The 19,320-nt window shown below is 71.9% G+C and carries 17 protein-coding genes; 6 read left to right on the top strand and 11 right to left on the bottom strand.

Features of this window, described 5'->3' with window-relative positions; translation table 11 throughout:
• Positions 1–15 precede the first annotated feature (15 nt).
• The 9 genes from AB0I88_RS33960 to AB0I88_RS34000 all read right to left on the bottom strand — a co-directional run bounded on the left by AB0I88_RS33960 (position 16) and on the right by AB0I88_RS34000 (position 7,998).
• A complete protein-coding gene (locus AB0I88_RS33960; RefSeq protein ID WP_361034241.1) occupies positions 16–402 on the bottom strand; it encodes an acyl carrier protein in 387 nt (128 codons plus the stop codon).
• 2 nt (positions 403–404) lie between these two features.
• Positions 405–953: an FcoT family thioesterase gene (locus AB0I88_RS33965; RefSeq protein WP_361034244.1), complete on the bottom strand. Its 549-nt coding sequence runs from the start codon at positions 951–953 to the stop codon at positions 405–407.
• Between the two features lie 28 nt (positions 954–981).
• Positions 982–1,869: a TauD/TfdA family dioxygenase gene (locus AB0I88_RS33970; RefSeq protein WP_361034247.1), complete on the bottom strand. Its 888-nt coding sequence runs from the start codon at positions 1,867–1,869 to the stop codon at positions 982–984.
• A gap of 162 nt (positions 1,870–2,031) precedes the next feature.
• A complete protein-coding gene (locus AB0I88_RS33975) occupies positions 2,032–2,637 on the bottom strand; it encodes a response regulator transcription factor (RefSeq protein ID WP_361034250.1) in 606 nt (201 codons plus the stop codon).
• On the bottom strand, positions 2,634–3,800 hold the full coding sequence (locus AB0I88_RS33980; protein ID WP_361034253.1) for a histidine kinase: 1,167 nt from the start codon (positions 3,798–3,800) through the stop codon (positions 2,634–2,636). Before AB0I88_RS33980 ends, AB0I88_RS33975 begins: the two co-directional genes overlap by 4 nt.
• Positions 3,800–4,627 (bottom strand): ABC transporter permease, encoded by an 828-nt coding sequence (locus AB0I88_RS33985; protein WP_361034256.1) that lies wholly within the window; start codon positions 4,625–4,627, stop codon positions 3,800–3,802. Before AB0I88_RS33985 ends, AB0I88_RS33980 begins: the two co-directional genes overlap by 1 nt.
• On the bottom strand, positions 4,624–5,574 hold the full coding sequence (locus AB0I88_RS33990) for an ABC transporter ATP-binding protein (RefSeq protein ID WP_361034259.1): 951 nt from the start codon (positions 5,572–5,574) through the stop codon (positions 4,624–4,626). The genes AB0I88_RS33985 and AB0I88_RS33990 overlap by 4 nt, the downstream gene beginning before the upstream one ends.
• A gap of 71 nt (positions 5,575–5,645) precedes the next feature.
• Positions 5,646–7,121 (bottom strand): amidase, encoded by a 1,476-nt coding sequence (locus tag AB0I88_RS33995; protein ID WP_361034262.1) that lies wholly within the window; start codon positions 7,119–7,121, stop codon positions 5,646–5,648.
• A 1-nt stretch (position 7,122) separates the two neighbouring features.
• Entirely contained in the window at positions 7,123–7,998 is an 876-nt protein-coding gene (locus AB0I88_RS34000) for a VCBS repeat-containing protein (protein WP_361034292.1), read from the bottom strand.
• Between the two features lie 222 nt (positions 7,999–8,220).
• On the opposite strand from AB0I88_RS34000, the gene AB0I88_RS34005 reads away from it, so the two are divergent.
• Genes AB0I88_RS34005 through AB0I88_RS34030 form a run of 6 tightly spaced genes read left to right on the top strand, consistent with a single transcriptional unit; the run spans position 8,221 to position 16,303 of the window.
• Positions 8,221–9,168, top strand: a complete 948-nt coding sequence (locus tag AB0I88_RS34005; RefSeq protein ID WP_361034265.1) for an ABC transporter ATP-binding protein — start codon at positions 8,221–8,223, stop codon at positions 9,166–9,168.
• Positions 9,165–9,902: an ABC transporter permease gene (locus tag AB0I88_RS34010; RefSeq protein WP_361034268.1), complete on the top strand. Its 738-nt coding sequence runs from the start codon at positions 9,165–9,167 to the stop codon at positions 9,900–9,902. The genes AB0I88_RS34005 and AB0I88_RS34010 overlap by 4 nt, the downstream gene beginning before the upstream one ends.
• A 13-nt stretch (positions 9,903–9,915) precedes the next feature.
• Positions 9,916–10,716 (top strand): hypothetical protein, encoded by an 801-nt coding sequence (locus AB0I88_RS34015; protein ID WP_361034271.1) that lies wholly within the window; start codon positions 9,916–9,918, stop codon positions 10,714–10,716.
• 5 nt (positions 10,717–10,721) lie between these two features.
• Complete coding sequence (locus tag AB0I88_RS34020) at positions 10,722–12,494, top strand: non-ribosomal peptide synthetase (protein WP_361034274.1); 1,773 nt, start codon at positions 10,722–10,724, stop codon at positions 12,492–12,494.
• Positions 12,491–15,265, top strand: coding sequence for a condensation domain-containing protein (locus AB0I88_RS34025; protein ID WP_361034277.1), 2,775 nt, complete (start codon positions 12,491–12,493; stop codon positions 15,263–15,265). The genes AB0I88_RS34020 and AB0I88_RS34025 overlap by 4 nt, the downstream gene beginning before the upstream one ends.
• A gap of 42 nt (positions 15,266–15,307) precedes the next feature.
• Positions 15,308–16,303, top strand: coding sequence for a TauD/TfdA family dioxygenase (locus tag AB0I88_RS34030; RefSeq protein WP_361034280.1), 996 nt, complete (start codon positions 15,308–15,310; stop codon positions 16,301–16,303).
• 55 nt (positions 16,304–16,358) lie between these two features.
• Here AB0I88_RS34030 and AB0I88_RS34035 read toward each other — a convergent pair whose 3' ends face one another.
• Entirely contained in the window at positions 16,359–17,552 is a 1,194-nt protein-coding gene (locus AB0I88_RS34035; protein ID WP_361034283.1) for an alpha-hydroxy acid oxidase, read from the bottom strand.
• A 9-nt stretch (positions 17,553–17,561) separates the two neighbouring features.
• On the bottom strand, positions 17,562–19,320 hold a 1,759-nt coding region (locus tag AB0I88_RS34040), incomplete at its 5' end, for a phosphopantetheine-binding protein (RefSeq protein ID WP_361034286.1).

The raw sequence follows: 19,320 nt of genomic DNA on the forward strand, positions 1-19,320 counted from the left end.
TCCTCGTCTCCGTCGCTAGCGCTGGTACAGGGTCTTGAGGAAGTCGTCCACGAGTGCCGTGGTGGACGCGTCCGGCGTGGACGGATCCGGCTCGGAATCACCGGGGAACAGATCCCGCAGCTGTCCCTGGGTCAGGTGGTCCATCAGGTTGGCCAGGGTCGGGTGGCTGAACAGCACGTCGGCGTCGATGACGCAGCCGAACCTGGCCTCCAGCCGTTCCTTGAGGTCGACGACGCCCAGCGAACCGAGGCCGAGGCTGAACACGCTCTCGGTGGGTGGCACCGGTTCGTCGGGCGCCATCTGCAGGATCTCCCGGATCTCGGCTGCCGCCGCCTGCTCCAGCAAGCGGCGGCGCTCCGACCGCGGGGCGGCCCGCAACATGTCGGTGAAGGAGTCCGGCAAGACTACGACCCGCTCGTCGGGGGGCTGACCAGGGCCGCCTTGATCTCGCCCTCGGCACGGCCGCCGTCGTCGTCCCAGAACCGGCAGGCGACGTCCATGATCAGCAGCGGCTGGAAGCCGACGTCCCGCTGGACGAGTTTGACGAACCGGCCCTCGCCGTGGAATCGCTGTGCCGCCACCGGCCGCCGGAACCGGGTCTTCATCCCGACGATGAGGAAGTCGGTCAGCTGGCGTTTCCAGAAGTCGTCCGGCTGCCATTCGGTGAACGGCGCCAGCATGCCCTCCTTCACCGCCTTGGCCACCGCGTAATACATCATCTGGTTGAGGCAGATGACGAACTCGACCGCGTTGAAGTGCCCGGTGTTCTCGATGTAGAACGGCTGGGGCACCGAGAACTCGCTCGCCACCCCGAGCGTCCCGTCGGCCAGCAGGGTGTCGGCCGCCGTCAGATAGCGGCACGGTGGTTTGTAGACCTGAAGAACCTCGTCCATCAACGCCGTGTCCGTAGGGTGCCGTGCGGTGATCCGGGCCGCTGGAATGATCTTTTCCATCTGTCCTCCCCCGTGAGCGGTGCGATCGTCAGGCCGGTTCGCCCAGGTAGGGCAGACCGTCGTACACCGTGACCCGGAACGAGGCCGCGGGCTCCGGTTTCGCGCTGTGCAGGGCGTGGTGGGTGAGGCTGCGGTTGTCCCAGAGGAGCAGATCGCCCTCGGTGAACGTCTGCAGGTGGATGTTCTCGTGCCGGAATTCCGGGTCCTGCTGGCCGACCGCCTCGAACAGACGCTGAAGCAGTTCGGCGGGCAGTTCCGTACCGTCCTTGTCGTCGATCCGGTAGGTGCCCGCCTGGCTGAGGTAGAGGGTGGGCTCGCCGGTCACCGGGTGCGTGAAGACGGTGGGGTGCCGGGTCGGCGGGGTGGCGTTCTCGATCTCGTCGATGACCTCGCCGATCGGGCGGTACACGTCGGACGGCCTGATCTTGACGTGCCGTCGCGCGCTGTGCCAGCACCAGGTGTCCTTGATCGCCGCCTTCAGATCGTCCGGCAGGCGCTGGTACGCCTTGCCGAGGTCGATGAAGTACGTGCCCCGGTTCTGCTTCGGCACCACCTGCGGGTAGATGAAGGTGAGCGAGTACGGTGCCGGCGTGAACATGTAGTCGGAGTGCCAGAACCGCCCGGTCTTCGGCACGCCGGGTTTGCCGTCGGTGTCGAGATTCGACGACACGAAGATCTCTTTGTGTTCCGGGTGGTGGTAGATGGGCTCGTAATAGACGGTCGGCTCGCCGAACCGGCGGCCCAGGTCCAGGAATTCGCGAGGGCTGAGATTCTGATTCTTGAAAACGAGGATCTTCTGCTCGTAAACCGTCTTCTTCAGCGCGGCGATGTCGTCGGCGGTCGCCTCGGCGGCCACGAAACCCTCGACCAGCACCCCCATCTCGGCGCCCTCTTGCGGAATGATGTCCATACTCATACGTCACGCCCTCACGGATCGCCCTGCTGAGTGAATTCACCGGGAACCGTCATTCCGACACGGTGGTGGAATCGCCGGTGGTCACAAATAGTAGCGACCGGCGGGATGCCGAATAACTGCGTCACTCATGTACCGGGCATGATTTGCTCACCCCGTCGACGGTCAGAGCCAGCCGTTGTGCCTCGCGGTGCGGAACGCCTCGGCCCGGTTCGCCACCCGCATCTTGGCGACCACCGCCGACAGGTGATTGCGGACGGTGCCGCTGGCCAGGTGGGTCCGGCGGGCCACCTCGGCGATCGGTGTGTCGTGCTCGGCCAGGCGCAGCACCTCCAGCTCCCGCGGCGTCAGCGGGCACTCCGGTGTGCTGAGGGCGTCCGCGGCCAGCGCCGGGTCGACGTACCGGCTGCCGTTGTGCACCCGGCGGATGACGTCGGCGAGGGTGCCGCTCGGCGCGCCCTTGGGCAGGAAGCCCTTGGCCCCGGCGGCCAGCGCGCGTTGCAGGTGCGGCGGCCGGCCGTGCCCGGTCAGGATCACCACCTTGCAGCCCGGCAGGACCCGGTTGAGCTCGGCCGTCACCTCCAGCCCGTCCATGGCCGGCATCTGGAGGTCCACCACGGCGACGTCCGGCCGGTGGGCGCGCGCGGCGTCCACCGCGGCCGGGCCGTCCGCGACCTCGGCCACCACCTCGAGGTCGGACTCCAGCCCGAGCAGGGCGGCCAGCGCGGCCCGGATCATGTCCTCGTCGTCGACGAGCAACACCCGGATCATCGGGCCTGCCGCAGTCGCACGTCGAGGCGGAACGTGTCACCGACCCGGTCGTGGCGCAGCGTCCCGCCGGTCTCGGCCAGCCGCTCGGACAGCCCGCGCAGGCCGAAGCTGTATCGGTCCGGTGCCTTCTCCGGCGCGCCGTCGTTGCTCATGATCATCCGTAAATCGTCCCCGTCCCGGCCGAACTCGATTCTGCACCAGGTGGCCTGACTGTGCCGAATCACGTTGGTGCTCGCCTCACGCAGCACCGCGACCAGATGCCGGGCGGTCTCCGGCGCCACCTCACCGGGCGAGCCTGCCACCGTGCAACGGATGCCGGACGACCGCAGCACCTGCTCCACCGCGACGAGCTGGGCGCCGAGATCGACCGCGCGGTAACCGTGCACCACCTCGCGCAGCTCGGTCAGCGCCGACGCGGCGAGCCGCTGCACCTCGGCCGCCTCCCGGCCGGCCCGCGCCGCGTCGGTGGCCGACAGCCGGGACGCCAGCTCGGCCTTCAGCGCCATCACCGACAGACTGTGCCCGAGCAGGTCGTGCACGTCGCGGGCGAACCGCAGCCGCTCCTCGGTGGCGGCCAGCTGGCCCTGGGCGACCCGGCCGCGCTGCGCCTCGACCAGCAGTCCCCACAGCCACAGGTGGATGGCGTTCCACCCGGCCAGGGACAGCCCGACGACCACCGTGATCGTCACCTGGTCCCGGACCGGCGCCCCGTTCCAGACCGCCACGCCGGCCGCCGTGGCCAGGGTCGACAGCACCGCGAGAGCCGCCGCCACCCAGCCGCGCAGCAGGGACACCGAACCGATCACCGAGCCGCCGAGAAAGGCCCAGGTGGACCATTCCGGCCGGCCGACCGGGCCGGCCAGCGGCACCGAGAGCACGGCGGCCCCGATGAACACCAGGAGCAGCCGCCGCCGGGTCGGCGCGGACAGCCGGGTGGTGATCGCCCCGTACAACGCGGCGCCCTGCGCGACGAAGAACACGATGATCCCCACCGCGCCGGCGGCCGTCCGCGCCGGATCCGGCTCCCGCCACAGGCCCACGGTGGCCAGGGCGAGCACCGCCAGCACCGCGCTGCCCACCGTGCCCAGCATCACCATCCGGGGCCGATGCAGACCGTACTCCCGATCGGCCGACATCAGGCCCGGGGCGCCGCTCTCCGGCATCAGTGCCGGGGCTCCCAGCGGAAGTAACGCCGGGCCAGCAGCAGCGACACCACCAGCCAGACCAGCAGCACGCCGAGGGACGGCAGCGACGCGGTGAACGTCTCGGCGAGGCTCAGCACCTGGCCGTCGTCGTCGCGGCCCAGCCAGCCGATCCGGAGGATCTCGGTGAACGGCCCGGTGGGCAGCAGCCACAGCAGGGTCTCCACCGGCTCCGGCATCCGGCCGATCGGCAGCAGCGCGCCGGGCGTGCACAGCAGGATCATCATCGACGGCAGGGTGGTCAGCATGGCCGCCTCGGAGCTGCGGGTCACCGCCGAGAGCAGCGCCGAGAAGCCCGCCATCACGGCCGCGCCCAGCACCAGCGACACCAGCATGATCAGCGGGTTCTTCGGGGCGGGCAGGCCGAGGACCAGGATCGTGTAGACGACCAGGGCACCGGCCTGGAGCAGGAACATGAGCACCGTGCAACTGGCGGTGCCGAACAGGATGGTCCGGTCCGACGGAAGGCCGGCCCGCAGCCGCTTGAGCACCAGTTCCTGGCGGCGGGAGGCGTACACGGTGGTCAGGTGGTGGTGCACCACGAAGACCGCGAGCAGGCTGATCACGCTGACCGCCCGGCGGACGCCGGGCACCGGGTCGTTGCCGTAACCGCTGGTCAGCAGGACGCCGATGAGCAGCGGGCTCACCCCGGAGAGCAGGGTGGCGGTCCAGTTGCGGCGCAGGGCCGTCGTCTCCATCCGGAGCAGCGCCACCATCTGCCAGAACGGGCGGGTGGCCCGGTCCGGGGTGACGGCCGGACGGGGCTGGGTGGTCGTGGACCGGTTCATCGGGCGGGCTCCGTCTCGGTCTGACGGTCGGCCGGGTCACGGTCGGCCGGGTCACGGTCGGCGGCGATGTCCAGGAAGACATCCTCCAGGGTGGCCGGTCGTGCGGACAGGGCCACCAGGCGCAGCCCACCGGTGTTGGCCCAGTCGAGCAGCCGGGTCAGGTCGTCCTGGAGCCGACCGGTCTCGTAGGTGACCCGGTCACCCTCGACGGTGCGGGTCGTGTCCGGCAGGTCGGGGAGACCGTCCACCGGCGTCGCCAGCCGGAAGCTGATCCGGGCCGGCAGGGTGCCGACCACATCCTCCGGGGCGCCGGTGGCCACGATGTGCCCGGCCCGCATGATCGCCACCCGGTCGGCGAGCGCCTCCGCCTCCTCCAGATAGTGCGTGGTCAGCAGGATGGTGGTGCCGTTGCGCTGGAGTTCGCGGACCACCTCCCAGGCGTGGCGCCGGGAGGCCGGGTCCATACCGGTCGTCGGTTCGTCGAGGAAGAGCAGTTCCGGGCGGCCGAGCACGGCCAGCGCCAGTTCCAGGCGCCGGCCCTCGCCGCCGGACAGCTGCTCGACCGCGACGTTCGCACGGTCGGTCAGATCGACCATCTCCAGGACCTCGGCGACCGGGTACGGCCGGACCGTGAGCGACCGCCAGAAGTCGACCGTCTCCCGGACCGTGAGCGAACCGGTGAATCCGCCGCGCTGGAGCATCACCCCGGTCCGGGGGCGCAGCTCGGCCCGGTTCGCGATCGGATCGAGCCCCAGCACCCGGACCCGGCCGGACGTCGGCGCCTGGAGGCCCTCCAGCACCTCGATGGTGGTGGTCTTGCCGGCCCCGTTCGTGCCGAGCAGGGCGAACAGTTCACCGCGGGGAATCCTGAGCGACAACCCCCGTACCGCTTCGAAGGCGCCGTAGCTGCGGCGCAGCCCGGCCACCTCGATCACGTCGTCATCCATACCGGACAGCCTGCCGGGGCGCCCGGGCAAAACCAATCCCCGCGCTGTCATGGCCGGACCGTGCGGAGCGCCTAGACGGGCTGTGAATCGGCGGCGCCGAACGGCGGCACGTCCACCGGCGGATCGGGCAGGATGCTGGTCAGGAAGTGCACCTTGGACCAGGTGACCGCGATCTGGTCGAGGTCGTCGCCGGACACCGGGACACCCAGGTCGCCGAAGGTGGTGGCCAACCAGGCGCGCTGGTCCGGGTCGGCGCCGTCGGTGGGCCCCTCCGGCGCGGCGACCGGCGCCGGGTCGGTGACCGGCTCCGGTTTCGGTTCCCGCTCGTGCCAGCCGGTGGCCCGCTGGTAGACGTCGGCGCAGGCGGCCAGGTCGAAGTCCCGCCCCGGGGCGGCGGCCAGCGACAGCGACAGCGGCAGCCCGTCCGGATCGGCGCCCATCGGCAGCGCCATCGCCGGGAAGCCGACCGCGCTCCAGATGCTGGGCAGCCAGGACACCGCCCGGAGACCGGCCGGGTCGTCGTACCGCGGAGCCGGGGACGGCCAGGCCGGCGTGGCGATCAGGTCGAACTCGGCGAACCGGGCCCGCAGGCCGGCGGCTCCCCAGCTCCGGACCCGCTGGGCGCGCAGGTAGTGCTCGGTGGTCAGCACGCCGCCGAGCGCCACGTTCCACCGGAACGGGCGGCCGTAGTCGGTCCAGCGGTCCCGCAGCCGTGCCCCGTGCACCTCGAACGCCTCCGCCAGCATCGTCACCAGCTGCGCGGCGACCAGCGGCAGACCCTCGTCCAGGGGGATGTCGGCGACGTCGGCTCCGGCCGTCCGCAACTCCTCCAGCGCGGCCTCGAACGCCGCCGACGTCACCGGATCGACCGCGGCGAACGCCACCAGGTCCCGGGGAACGCCGATGCGGACCCCGGACAGTCCGGCGAGCGGGGGCCGGTCCAGTTCGGCCGGCCGGTCCGCCATCACCGCGAGCAGCCGGGCGCACTCCCGGGCGGTGCGCGCCAGCGGCCCGGCGGTCTCCACCGAGCGGGCGAGCGGCAGGATTCCGGCCGCGGGCAGCAGGCCCTGGGTCGGTTTGAGCCCGGTGACGCCGCACAGCGCGGCCGGGATCCGGATGCTGCCGTTGCTGTCGGTGCCGATGCCGGCGTCGAAGAACCCGGCCGGGATGCCGTTCGCGCTGCCGCAGCTCGACCCGCCGGTCCATCGGTGCGGATCCCACGGGTTGCGGGGCACCGGACCGGCGATGTCCGGGTCGGGGCGGGACAGCGCGTGCTCGGCCAGGGTGGTCTTGCCGGCCACCACCGCGCCGGCCGCGCGGAGCCGTGCCACCACGGGAGCGTCCCGGCCTGCCCACCATCCAGGGTCGTGCACGGCGCTCTGGGCGGTGGTCGGCGCACCCGCGACGGCGATCACATCCTTCACCCCGATCAGGGTGCCGCGCAGCGGACCGTCCCCGGCGGCGGCGCCGGGCGGGAAGCGGTGCAGGAAGGTGCCGAGCGCCGGGTCGAGCCGGTCGGCCCGCTCAGCGGCGGCGAGCTCGTCCATCTCAGCTCACCACCGAGTACTTCTGCCAGCCGGTCGCCACGACCTCGGGGGCGGTGAACGTGCCGGCCGGCCGCTCCGGGTCGAACCCGCCGTGGTGGCGGTGCACGACCAGGGTGCCGTCGGCGCGCAGGCCCAGCAGGTCGGGGCGGCCGTCGAGGTCGATGTCGGTCACCGTGATGATCTCGAACTCCTGCCAGCCGTGCCCGAGCGTGAACCACCGGCCCTCACTCGACCACCACGGGCCCTCGCCGGAGGTGTTCTGCCCGAACTCGTAGACGTCGAGGTCGCCGTTCTTGCGCCGGACCAGCAGGTCGGGACGGCCGGTACCGGTGACGTCGGCCATCGCGAACGGGAAGTCGTCCACGTCGACGGTGACCATCCGTACCTCGTTGGTGTCGTAGGTCTCGTTCTGTTTGACCTCACGACGGTTGAAGAACGCGTCCACGTTGCCGGCGTCCTTCTCCCGGCCGAACATGTCGCCGCAGCCGTCCAGGTCCAGGTCCGCGATGCCGAGCGTCTCCCATTTGCGGTCGTCGCGGGCGCCGGAGATCCGGATCGGGCCGGCGAGGGTGTCCAGGCCGTTGAGCCCGCCCTTGTTCGGGTAGAGGAAGATCCCGTGCTGCTCGTTGGCCGGCCGCATGCTCATGCCGATGACGTCGGCGAAACCGTTGCCGTTGATGTCGATGGTGCGGACCAGGAAATGGTCCCTCCGGGGGTCGAACGTGGTGCCGATCAGAACGGGTTCACCGAACGTCTCGGTGCCCTGGAAACTGCCGCTGTGCGGTAGAACGAACAATTCCCCCGTGGCATCGTCACGGACCATGATGTCCATCCGTCCGTCACCGTTGAACGAATGACAGTGACCGTTCCCTTTCATACGCGCCACGAAGCACCTCCATATACCGTCCGGAAAGCATGACGAATCAGATGGTCGCGACCGCGCCCGAGACGGGGTAACCCCTATCCGTATTCCCCGCCCCCGCACCGGGCGGGCGGAACCCCAGAACCGCCGGAGGTCACCCCGGAACAGATGGATCCGCCATGCCGGGCGCCGTCAGGATGCTCCTCGCACACCCATGGCGATCCGGTTGGGGATTCGATGAACAACGCAGTGGGAGCCACCGTGGCCGAACCCACCGGCCGCGCGGCCGGTCCGCCGGCGATCAAGGTGTCGGGGCTGTACAAGAGCTTCGGTGACGTCCGGGCCGTCGACGGCATCGACCTGCAGATCGCCTCCGGCGAGGTGGTCGCGGTGCTCGGCCCGAACGGCGCCGGCAAGTCCACCCTGATCGACATGGTTCTCGGGCTCACCAGGCCGGACCGCGGCGAGATCAGCGTGTTCGGGAACACCCCGCGGGAGGCCATCACCCGGGGCGTCATCGGCGCCACCCTCCAGGAGGGCGCACTGCTCGACGACGTGTCGGCCCGTGAGCTGCTCACCATGGCCGCGTCCCTGCACGCCCGGCCCCAGCCGATCGAGGAGGTGCTGCGGATCACCGGCCTGACCGGCCTGGCGGACCGCCGCACCCGGCTCTCCGGCGGGCAGCGGCAGCGGCTGCGGCTGGCGATGACACTGGTCTCCAACCCGAGGCTGCTGCTGCTGGACGAGCCGACCGTCGCGATGGACGTGGAGGCCCGGCAACTGTTCTGGGCCTCCATGCGGGAGTTCACCGATGGAGGCCGCACCGTGGTGTTCGCCTCGCACTACCTCGACGAGGCGGAGGACTACGCCGACCGGGTGGTGCTGATCCGGTCCGGGTCGGTCATCGCCGACGGCACCGTCCCCGAGATCCGCTCGGTGGTGGCCGGCCGGTCGTTGTCCGCCACCGTCCCCGGCGCGAACGCCGAGCACCTGCGTGAGCTGCCGGGTGTGGTCACCGTCGAGGCCCGGGGCGACCATTTCGATCTCGTCTGCGCTGACTCCGACGCCGCCGCCCGGGAACTGTTCGCCCGGTTCCCCCGGGCCCACGACGTGGAGATCGCCGCGATCAGCCTGGAGAAGGCGTTCCTGGCTCTCACCTCAGCGGAGGGCGGTGAAACTCGATGAACACCGGATTCCTCGTTCTCGAGGTCAAACGGGTGGGCCGCGCCCGTCAGTTCTGGATCGGCGCGCTGTTCTTCCCGACCGTGCTCTACCTCATGCAGGCGAATCTGTTCCGCGGCGACATCGCCGACCGTGTCGGTGTCGATTTCAGCGAGTACCTGCTGGGCAGCCTGGCGGCGTGGGCGGCGCTCTTCGTCGCGCTCAACATCGGCTCCCGGGTGGCGCTCGAACGGGCGACCGGCTGGCAACGCCAGCTCCGGATCACCCCGCTGTCGCCGACCAGCTACCTGATCGCCAAGCTGACCGCGTCGCTGGTGGTGGCGCTGCCGGCGATCACCGCGGTCGCGGTCACCGGCGGGCTGCTGGAGGGGGTACGCCTGCCGATAGTTGGCTGGTTGCAGCTGATCCTCGGCATCTGGGTCGGCTCCCTGCCGTTCGCGCTGCTGGGCGTCTTCATCGGGCAGATCGCCTCAGCCGACAGCGTGCAGGCCCTCACCAGCATCTCGCACATGCTGCTCGGGGTGCTCGGCGGCGCGATGTTCCCGGTGGTGGCCTTCCCGGAGTGGATGCAGCGGGTGTCCGCGATCATCCCGAGTCACTGGCTGGCGGTGATCGGCCGCAGCCCGTTCGAGGGTGACTCGTCGGTCGGGCTGTCGGCCCTGGTGCTCGCCGGCTGGACCGTGGTGCTCGGCACGGCGGTCACCCTCCGATATCTCCATGACAGCGCCCAAGACTGAGAGGGATCCGATCGTGAAAAGGAGCTCCTGGCAGATCCTGCGCAAGGGTGGGCCGGACGACCGGCTCACGCTCGCCGTCGACTTCACCAGCACCGGCCGTACCCAGGCCTGTTTCCGTGATCTGGTCCCGCTGCTGAGCACCACCGGGGAGATCTGGGAGACGGTGGCCCCGGCCCGCGGCGCCGAGGACACCATGTCCGGTGGCGACTATGTCGAACGGTGGCTGAAAGGAGTGCGGCGACGGGAGCGGACCGTCGGCGCCGTGCTCGGTTACTGCGTCGGCGCGGTGTTCGCCGCCCCGCTCGCCGAACGGCTGGCCGCGGTGCAGGACACCGCTCCCCGGCTGATCCTGCTCGACCCGGAACAGCCGAACATCGCCGGCCTCTACCGCGACTTCCACGCCGCGGCGGGCGCGCTGACGACCATCCTGTCACCGGCCGAGATCGCCGCGTTCCACGCCGGTGGCCAGGCGGTGCAGGAGCGGCACGGGTTCGAGGACCTGGCGGTCATCGGTCCCGCCCTGACCGGCATCTTCCGGGACGCGATCGACGTGGCCGGACGGCGCCTCGGGCTCGACGACGACGTACGGGCCGACCTGGGCGGCAGCTTCGGCGCCTTCGTCGGGTACCTGCGGGCGGCCACCGAGATCGACCCCGGGCCGCAGTGGAAGACCGCCACGGCGATCACATCCGCCCACTCCACCCAGCGGGACCAGGTGTTCGGCCGGAACATCGCACTCGACGTGGACCACGAGCAGATGCTGCGTCACCCTTCGGTCGCCGCGGCGGTCTCCGAAGTCCAGGGCGCGGAGTGAGCCCGGTGGCCTTCTTCCTGGAACGGTTCGAGGAGCGGGTACGCCGGACGCCGGACGCCGTCGCCCTGATCTGGGCCGACCAGCGGATGACGTACGGCGAGTTGAACACCCGGGCGAATCGGCTGGCGCACCGGCTGATCGCCCTGGGGGCCGGGCCGGAACGGCTGGTCGCGATCGGGATCGGCTCGGCGTGGTTCGTGGTGGCCGCGCTGGCGGTGCAGAAGTCCGGGGCCGCCTACCTGCCGCTGGACCTGAACTACCCGCGCCGGCGGCTGGAGCGCATGCTCGCCGACGGCCGCCCGATGCTGCTGCTCACCACCGGCGACGACCGGCACGCGATGCCCGGGACGGGAGTCCGCACGGTCCTGCTGGACCCGGCCGCTGACGACACCGGGCAACCGGGCACCGACCCCACCGATGTGGACCGGATCGCCCCGCTGCGGCCGGCGCATCCGGTGTACGTCATCTACACCTCGGGCTCGACCGGCAGCCCGAAGGGGGTGGTGATCGAACACCGCCAGCTCGCCACCTACCTGCGCCACGTCGTGAGTTCCTACCCCGGGGTGCGCGGGCGGGCGCTGCTGCACTCGTCGTTCGCGTTCGATCTGACCGTCACCGCGCTCTACGGTCCGCTGGCCACCGGCGGCTGCGTGCACGTCGCGGCGCTGGAGGAGACGGGAACGCACGCGGCCGGCCCGTACGGCCGCGATCGCCCGTCCTTCGTCAAGGTGACGCCGTCGCACATCCCGCTGCTCACCGCCCTGCCGTCCGAGTCGTCGCCGACCGGGGAGCTGATGGCCGGTGGTGAGCTGCTGCTCGGCGAGACTGTGGACGCGTGGCGGCTCCGGCACCCGGGCGCCCGGGTGATCAACGAGTACGGTCCCACCGAGACCACCGTCGGGTGCAGCACCGTCGTCATCGAACCGGACCAGCCGGTGCCGCCCGGCCCGCTGCCGATCGGGCAACCCATGCCCGGGGTCCGCTACCACGTGCTGGACGACGACCTGAGCCCGGTGGTGCCGGGGCAGATCGGCGAGCTGTACATCGCGGGCGATCAACTGGCCCGTGGCTATCTGGGCCGTCCCGGGCTGACCGCCGACCGGTTCCTCCCGGACCCGTTCGGGCCGCCCGGCACCCGGATGTACCGTTCCGGCGACCGGGTCCGGCCGACCGCGGACGGCGAGTACGAGTTCTGCGGGCGGACCGACAACCAGACCAAGATCCACGGGTACCGGATCGAACTCGGCGAGATCGAGTCGGCACTGCTGCAGCGCCCTGAGGTGCATCAGGCGGCGGTGCTCGTCCGTACCGACAATCCGGAGGTCAAACGGTTGGTCGGATACGTGGTGCCGAAGCCGGGCGCCCTGATCGACACCGACCAGCTCCGCAAGGATCTCGCCGAGACCCTGCCCGGTCACATGGTGCCGGCCGCCGTGCTGGTCCTGGACACCCTGCCGCTGACCGTGAACGGCAAGCTGGAAGCCGAGGCCCTGCCCGCGCCCGGCGGCACGACCGGCGACGGCGACGGGTGGGTACCGGCCGACGAGTCGCAGGTGCTGCTCCGCGAGCTGTTCGCCACCTACACGGCCGTCTCCCGGATCGGGGTCGACGACGACTTCTTCCTGGCCGGCGGCACCAGCCTGGGCGCCGCCCAGCTGGTCAACGAGGCACGCCGGCGCGGTCTGACCCTGTCGCTGCGCGACGTGCTGGAGAACCGGACGGTGGCCCGGATCGCCCGGGTGTGCGCCGGAACCGGCTCGAAGGAGGAGCCCACATGACCGCCGAGGCCAGCCGGAGGGAAGCGGCCAGCCGCAAGGAAGCAGCCATGTGGTTGCTGGAGCGGTTGGTCCCGGACAGCGGGGTGAACAACATCGCGGTCGCTTTCGAGGTGGACGGCCTGCTGGACCGGGAGCTGCTGGAGCGGGCGCTGCGGGCGGTCGTCGACCGCTACCGGACGTTGCGCACCACGTTCCACACCGACGGCACCACGCTCACCCGGGAGGTGCTGCCGGCCGGGTCCGCCGTCGTACCGGTCCGCGAACTGCCGGCCGGCGGGGAACGGGACGCCGACCTGACCGCATTCGCCGCCGCCCCGTTCCGGATCGACGGACGGCCACTGCTGCGCGCCGGAGTGCGATCCGGAACCGCCGGTGACGTGGCCTGTGTGGTGGTTCATCATCTGATCTTCGACGCGGTGTCGGTCACCGTCCTGCTGCGCGAGCTGCTCGACGCGTACGAGGCGCTGGCCGCCGGGCGGGCGCCCCGGGACACACCGGTCCCGTCGCTGGTGGAGCGGGCTCCGGACGAGCGCAGCATCGCGTACTGGCAGAAGCATCTGGACGGTCTGCGGCCCACCGAATCCGGACTCTGGTGCACCCGGCCGCCGCTGGCCGCGCCGACCCTGCGTGCCGAGACCGTGCACCACGCGCTCTCCGAACCGGCCCGTGCGGTGGTACGCCGGCTCCAGAAGGAGCTGCGGGCCTCCGAGGCGATCATCCTGCTGGCCGCGTACGCGGTGCTGCTCGCCCAGCACGGCGCCGGTTCCGACGTGGTGATCGGCACCCCGGTGAACATCCGCGGCCAGGACACCGGCGCGATCGGCTACCACGCGAACCTGGTGCCGCTGCGGGTGCGTACCGACCCCGGCGCCGGTTTCCCGGCCGTGGTCCGGGAGGCCCGGAGCACCTTCCTGGAGGCGATCAGTCACGCCGACGTGCCGCTGGAGCACGTCTCACCGGCGGTGCTCGCCGACGCTCCGGCATCCTGGCGCAGCTGGTTCTTCCGGCACCTGTTCAACTACATGCCCGGAACCGTGGAGTCCGGAGCCGTGCTGGCCGGCATGCCGGTGCGGCCGGTCCTGGTGGAGAACGGTTACAGCCGTTTCGACCTGGAGTTCTTCATCATGCCCGGCCCGGACGCGACCACCGTGCGGGCCGCGTTCTGCGTCGACGCCTTCCACGCCGGCGATGTCGTACGCCTACTGGAGCGCTACGACGCGCTGCTGCTCGAGATCGGCGCGACCGTGGACCGTCCGGTGGCCGCGCTGCCCCGCCTCGGCGCCGGTGACCGGTTCCGGCCCACGGTTCAGGAGGCGCCCGCTCCGGACGTGCTGGCCGCCGTGTACGCCACGGTCGCCGCGGACCCGGAACGCGTGGCGATCGCCGACGACGGCCGGTCCGTGACGTACCGGCGACTGTGGTCGGCCGCGCTCGCCACCCGGGACCTGGTCGCGGACCGTGCCGCCCGGGTCGTCGCGGTGTTCGCCCCGCGCGGCGCCGAACTGGCCGCCGCCTGGCTCGGGACGTGGCTGGCCGGCGCCCGCTGTGTGCTGCTCGACCCGGCCCAGCCGGTGCCCGGCCTCGCCGCCCGGCTCACCGACTCGGGCGCGGACCTGGTGCTGGCCACCGAGGGCATCGCGGTGCCCGGCGCGGTCCGCGTCCCGGACGCCGGGGACGGCATCCACGCCGCGGCTCCGGCCACGTTCGATCCCGGCACGGCGGCCTACCTGGAGTACCACCTGGACACCCGGGAACCACTGGCGGTGACCGTCAGCCATCGGGCGCTGGCCGCCGCCGTGGCCCGCACGGCCGGGCGGACCGCCACCGGACCGGGCGCCGCCACCGACTGGCGGAGCAGCACCGCCACCGCGGCGGGACTGATCGAGCCACTGCTCGCACTCACCACCGGCGGCCGCGCCGTGGTGGGCGCCGGAGCCCCGCACCACGGCCCGGTCATCCCCGGCGTCGCCGGCCCCCTTCCGGACGACCACGCGTTCATCAGCGAGCCGGGTACGCCGTACGAGCTGGGCACCGGGGTCCGCGGCGAACTCTGCGTCACCGGCCCGGCCCTGGCCACCGGTTACCACCGCCGTCCGGAACTGGACGCCGAGCGGTTCGGCACGCACCCGGAGTACGGGCGGTTCCACCGCACCGGGCAGCTCGCCCGGCGGCTGCCGGACGGACGGCTCGATCTCGCCGGTGAGCTGGGCGCACAGGTCACCGTCGCCGGCCAGCGGGTGTGCCTGGCCGACATCGAGGCCGTTCTCGGGGCGCACCCGGATGTCCGGACGGTCGCTGTCGTCGAGTCCCCCGGCGGCGCGGCCGGCCACCCGGTCGTCGCCTTCGCCGAGGCCGGTGGCCCGGAGCCCGTGGACCCGCGGCGTCTCGCCGAGCACGCCCGCACGGTGCTGCCGTTCGGCGCCGACGTGGTGGTGCTGAACCACCTGCCACGAACCGTCGCCGGGACCGTGGACCGCGCCGCGCTGGTCGCGCTCGCCGCCTCCCGGGCGCAGGCCGCGGCCGCCGCGCCGCCGGACGAGACGGCCGTCGCGCTGACCACGCTCTGGATCGATCTGCTCGGCCGGCCCGATCTGCACGCCGACTCGAACTTCTTCGCCAACGGCGGGCACTCGCTGCTCGGCGCCCAGCTGGTCCAGCGGGCCAAGGCCGAACTGGACCTGCCGGTGGGACTCGCCGACCTCTTCGCCAATCCGACGCCACGGCAACTGTCCGAACACCTGCAGACGGCGCTCTGGGACGACGACGACTGACAGCTCATTCGACCATGCCCCGCCAACAGAGGAGAACCCTCCGTGACCGTCGAGGTTCAAGCCACCCACCACACCGAGACCACGATCGTGCTCACCCGTGAGGAGCGGATCGAGGTCGACACCATCGCCCGTTACCTGGCCGGACGGCCTCCCCGGCTGGTCGACTCGGCCGCCTGGCTGGACGCCGCCCGCGAGCTCTCCAGCCACCTGCCGGTCCGGCTGCGGCAGACGATCCGGCACTTCAGCTGGGATCCCGGGCCGGACGCGCTCCTGCTGATCCGGAATCTGCCGGTGGAGGCGGGGGAACTACCGGACACCCCGAACATACCCGGATCGGTCCAGCGTGAGTCGTCGGTGCCCGCCGCCGCCGAGGTGCTCATCGGGCTGCAGCTCGGTGAGCTGATCGCCTTCAAGGAGGAGAAGAGCGGCGCTCTGGTGCAGGACGTGGTGCCGGTGCCCGGGATGGAGAAGTTCCAGGGCAACGCCGGCTCGGTGATGCTGTCCATGCACATCGAGAACGCCTTCCACCCGCACCGGCCGGACTACGTCGGCCTGCACTGCCTGCGCAGCGACCACGAGAACGTGGCCGGGACCCAGGTGGCCTCGATCCGCAACGCGCTGTCCCTGCTGCCCGAGAAGGTCCGCGCGGTGCTGCACGAACCGCGGTTCGTCACCGAGGCGCCGGCGTCCTTCGGCGACCTGGACAGTGGCGCGGGACCGCAGGGCATCCTGAGCGGCAGTCCCGAGGACCCGGACATCCGGATCGACTTCGAGTCCACGGTCCCCCTGGACGGCACCGCCACGGAGGCCATGTCGCTGCTGGGCGAGGCCCTGACCGCGGTGTGCCGGACCTCGATCCTGAAACCCGGCGATCTGGCGATCATCGACAACCGGCTCGCCCTGCACGGCCGGTCCGAGTTCACGCCGCGTTACGACGGCCGGGACCGGTGGCTCCAGCGGATCTTCGTGCACCGCGACCAACGGCGGTCCCGCGGCATGCGGCCGGGCAACGGAAACGTGCTGACCAGCGGCGATTGAACACCACGGCGGCGGCCCCGGTCCATCCACTGGACCGGGGCCGCCGCCGTCGTGTTCAGCGGAACCGGACGTGCGAACGGTTGAGCTGATCGATCGCGGTCACCCCGAGCAGCTTCAGGGTCACCTCGATCTCCCGGGACAGGATCTCCAGCGCCCGGACCACTCCGCGGCGCCCGCCGGCCATCAGCCCGTACTGGTAGGAGCGGCCCACGGCAGCGGCCGTCGCGCCGAGCGCGATCGCGGCCACGATGTCGGCCCCGGAGGTGATGCCGGTGTCCACCAGCACCTCCACCCGGTCACCGACCTCGTCGACCACGTCCGGGAGCAGCTCGACCGGGACCGGCGCGCGGTCCAGCTTGCGCCCGCCGTGGCTGGACAGCCACACCCCGTCCACCAGGTCCGCGACCCGGCCGGCGTCGGCGACGCTCTGCACGCCCTTGGCCACCAGCCGGCCGTACCACACGCCCCGCAGCCATTCGACGTCGTCGAGGCAGAGACGCGGGTTGAACACCCGCTTGATCATGTCGGCGGCGGATCCACCGGTGGCCGCGAGCACCTGCGGTTTCGGGGAACCGGCCCGGATCTGCCGCATCCAGTACCCGGGGTGCAGCCAGGCCTCGGCGAAGGTGCCCAGGCTCATCGACGGCGGAATGGTGAGGCCGTTGCGGATGTCCCGGCGGCGCGGCACCGAGGCCGGCGTGTCCAGAGTCAGCAGGATGGTGTCGAACCCCGCCTCCTCAGCGCACGCGAGCAGTTCCTTGACCATGCCGCGGTCCTCGGCGAAGTAGAGCTGGAACCAGCGCCGGCCACCGGGCGCGGCGGCGGCGACGTCCGCCAGCGAGGTGGTGGCCAGAGTGGAGACCGAGTACGGCACACCGAACTGCTCCGCGACCGAGGCGACCGCGGACTCGCCGTCCGCGTGCATCACCCGGTTGAAACCGACCGGTGCCAGCACGAACGGCAGCCTCTGGCGCTGCCCCAGCACCGTACGGCCGGTGTCGACGACGGACACGTCACGCAGCACCGACGGCTGGAACTCGAGACCGGCGAACGTGTCCCGGGCACGGTTCAGGCTGATCTCGCCGTCCGCCGCGCCGTCGCAGTAGTCGAACACCATGCGGGGCACCTGCTTCTTGGCGATCGCCCGCAGATCCTGGATCCCGGCCGCCCGCAGTAGACGGCGATCCGTGGCGTTCCAGGCCATCTTGGGTGGTTTGAGAAGGGTATTCATCCGGCTCGACCGGGACATGAGGGGTTCCTACTTTCCTACGTGCTGACTGTTGACGAGAGCCCGCTGGGCGAGCAGTTCCTCCGCGACAGCGGCCGGGGTCGGGTGGTCGTAGACGAGAGTCGCGGTCAGCTCCAGCCCGGTCAGTGCTTCGAGCCGGCGCCGCAGTTCCACGGCGGTGAGCGAGGCGAATCCGATGTCGATGAAGTCGTGGTCCTCCGCCACACCGTCCGCCGACGGCAGGCCCAGGGTGTAGGCGGCCTGGGCCCGCACCACCAGGGACAACAGGGCCCGCTGCCCGGCCTCGTCGGCCTCGTCGAGCAGCCGGCGCAGCTCGTCCGGGTCGTCGGTGGCCGGGGCGCCGCCGGCCGGCCCGGCGACGTGCCGCATCGCCTCCGGCAGGTCGCGCAGCAGCGGACTCGGCCGGTACCGGGTGTAGGCGGGAACGAACGCCGCCCAGTCCATCGCGGTGAGCAGCCGTCCGGTGCCGCCCGCGACCACCGCCGCGCCGAGCTGCCCGGCGGTCAGGTCCGGGCCCACCGCGACCGAGACCGCGCCGGCCCGTCGATGGGCGATCGCGTCGAACACCGCCGCCGTGCCGGGGTCCCCGCCGGTGCCGAACAGTTCGTCGCCGGAGTACACCAGCACGAGCCGGTTCGCCTCGGCGGCCAGCGCCGTGCCGACCGGATCCGCTCCGTCGCTGGTCACCACCACGGTGCCGGCCGGGCCGGTGGTGATGGTCGCGCCGGCCCCGGCCAGCAGCCCGGCGATCCGCTCGGCCAGTGGGCCGCCGTGCACGGCCACCTCGCCGGCCGTCCAGTCCGGTTCACCGGCCGGGATCGCGGCCGGTGACAGCCGGCACGCGAACACCCCGGCCGGGCGGAGCGCCACCCGGTCCTCCCCGGAACCCCGGCCGAGCACCTGACACAACGCGCCCAGCGTCCGCTCGCCGAGCGTCTCCGGCAGGTCCACCACACCGCCCCAGGCGCGCGGGGTGGTGACCGCGGCGGCCCGGCCGAAACCCCACACCGCCGTACCGGCCGGATCGGTGATCCGCTCCCCCGCCGTGGTCGCGACCGCACCCCGGGTCAGATACCAGAGCGGGGCGTCCAGCCGGGCCTCGGCGAGTGCCCGGATCAGGGTCTCGGGCGCGGGCCCGTTCGGCAGCGCCAGCACTCCGGCGACGATCCGGTCCGGTGCCGGCCGCAGCAGCTCCTCGGCGGTGGCTTCCCGGTAGACGCGCACGTCGGCGCCGTACCGGGCCATCACCGCGCCGATCGGACCGGCATCCTCCGGGACCAGCCAGACCCCGGTCAATGCGGGTGGCGGCAGCTCGGCGACCGGGGACCAGCGCAGCTGGTAACCGGGGGCGGGACCGCGCCGCCAGGACGACAACGCGGTCATGACGTCCTGGAGCGTGGCCGTGCCGTCCAGGCCCAGCAGCGAGCCCAGGTCGTCACGGTCGACGGCGGCCCAGAAGTCGTCTGCGGGCGCGGCGGGCGGCGGATCCGGCCACAGCCGGGTGCGCTGGAACGCGTAGGTGGGCAGGTCGATCCGGCTGCCGCCGCCGCCGAAGAATCCGGTCCAGTCGACGTCGACACCCCGGGCGTGCAGACTGCCCAGCGCCTCGACCACCGTCCGCGCCTCGTCCCGATCACGCCGCGACGACGCCACCGCACCCTCATCGACCAGCCCGGTCAGCACAGCATCCGGCCCGATCTCCAGGAACGTGCCGACACGACGATCCCTCAACACCTGCACCGCCCCGGCGAACCGCACCGCCTCACGA

The sequence above is a fragment of the Actinoplanes sp. NPDC049802 genome, assembly GCF_040656595.1.
In the GTDB taxonomy this organism is placed as follows: domain Bacteria; phylum Actinomycetota; class Actinomycetes; order Mycobacteriales; family Micromonosporaceae; genus Actinoplanes.

What these genes read in the sequence shown, in the direction of transcription:
- AB0I88_RS33965 (WP_361034244.1), bottom strand. Translation starts at nt 953, where the DNA reads ATGGAAAAGATCATTCCAGCGGCCCGGATCACCGCACGGCACCCTACG.
- AB0I88_RS33970 (WP_361034247.1), bottom strand. Translation starts at nt 1,869, where the DNA reads ATGAGTATGGACATCATTCCGCAAGAGGGCGCCGAGATGGGGGTGCTG.
- AB0I88_RS33975 (WP_361034250.1), bottom strand. Translation starts at nt 2,637, where the DNA reads ATGATCCGGGTGTTGCTCGTCGACGACGAGGACATGATCCGGGCCGCG.
- AB0I88_RS33980 (WP_361034253.1), bottom strand. Translation starts at nt 3,800, where the DNA reads ATGCCGGAGAGCGGCGCCCCGGGCCTGATGTCGGCCGATCGGGAGTAC.
- AB0I88_RS33985 (WP_361034256.1), bottom strand. Translation starts at nt 4,627, where the DNA reads ATGAACCGGTCCACGACCACCCAGCCCCGTCCGGCCGTCACCCCGGAC.
- AB0I88_RS33990 (WP_361034259.1), bottom strand. Translation starts at nt 5,574, where the DNA reads ATGGATGACGACGTGATCGAGGTGGCCGGGCTGCGCCGCAGCTACGGC.
- AB0I88_RS33995 (WP_361034262.1), bottom strand. Translation starts at nt 7,121, where the DNA reads ATGGACGAGCTCGCCGCCGCTGAGCGGGCCGACCGGCTCGACCCGGCG.
- AB0I88_RS34000 (WP_361034292.1), bottom strand. Translation starts at nt 7,998, where the DNA reads ATGAAAGGGAACGGTCACTGTCATTCGTTCAACGGTGACGGACGGATG.
- AB0I88_RS34005 (WP_361034265.1), top strand. Translation starts at nt 8,221, where the DNA reads ATGAACAACGCAGTGGGAGCCACCGTGGCCGAACCCACCGGCCGCGCG.
- AB0I88_RS34010 (WP_361034268.1), top strand. Translation starts at nt 9,165, where the DNA reads ATGAACACCGGATTCCTCGTTCTCGAGGTCAAACGGGTGGGCCGCGCC.
- AB0I88_RS34025 (WP_361034277.1), top strand. Translation starts at nt 12,491, where the DNA reads ATGACCGCCGAGGCCAGCCGGAGGGAAGCGGCCAGCCGCAAGGAAGCA.
- AB0I88_RS34035 (WP_361034283.1), bottom strand. Translation starts at nt 17,552, where the DNA reads ATGTCCCGGTCGAGCCGGATGAATACCCTTCTCAAACCACCCAAGATG.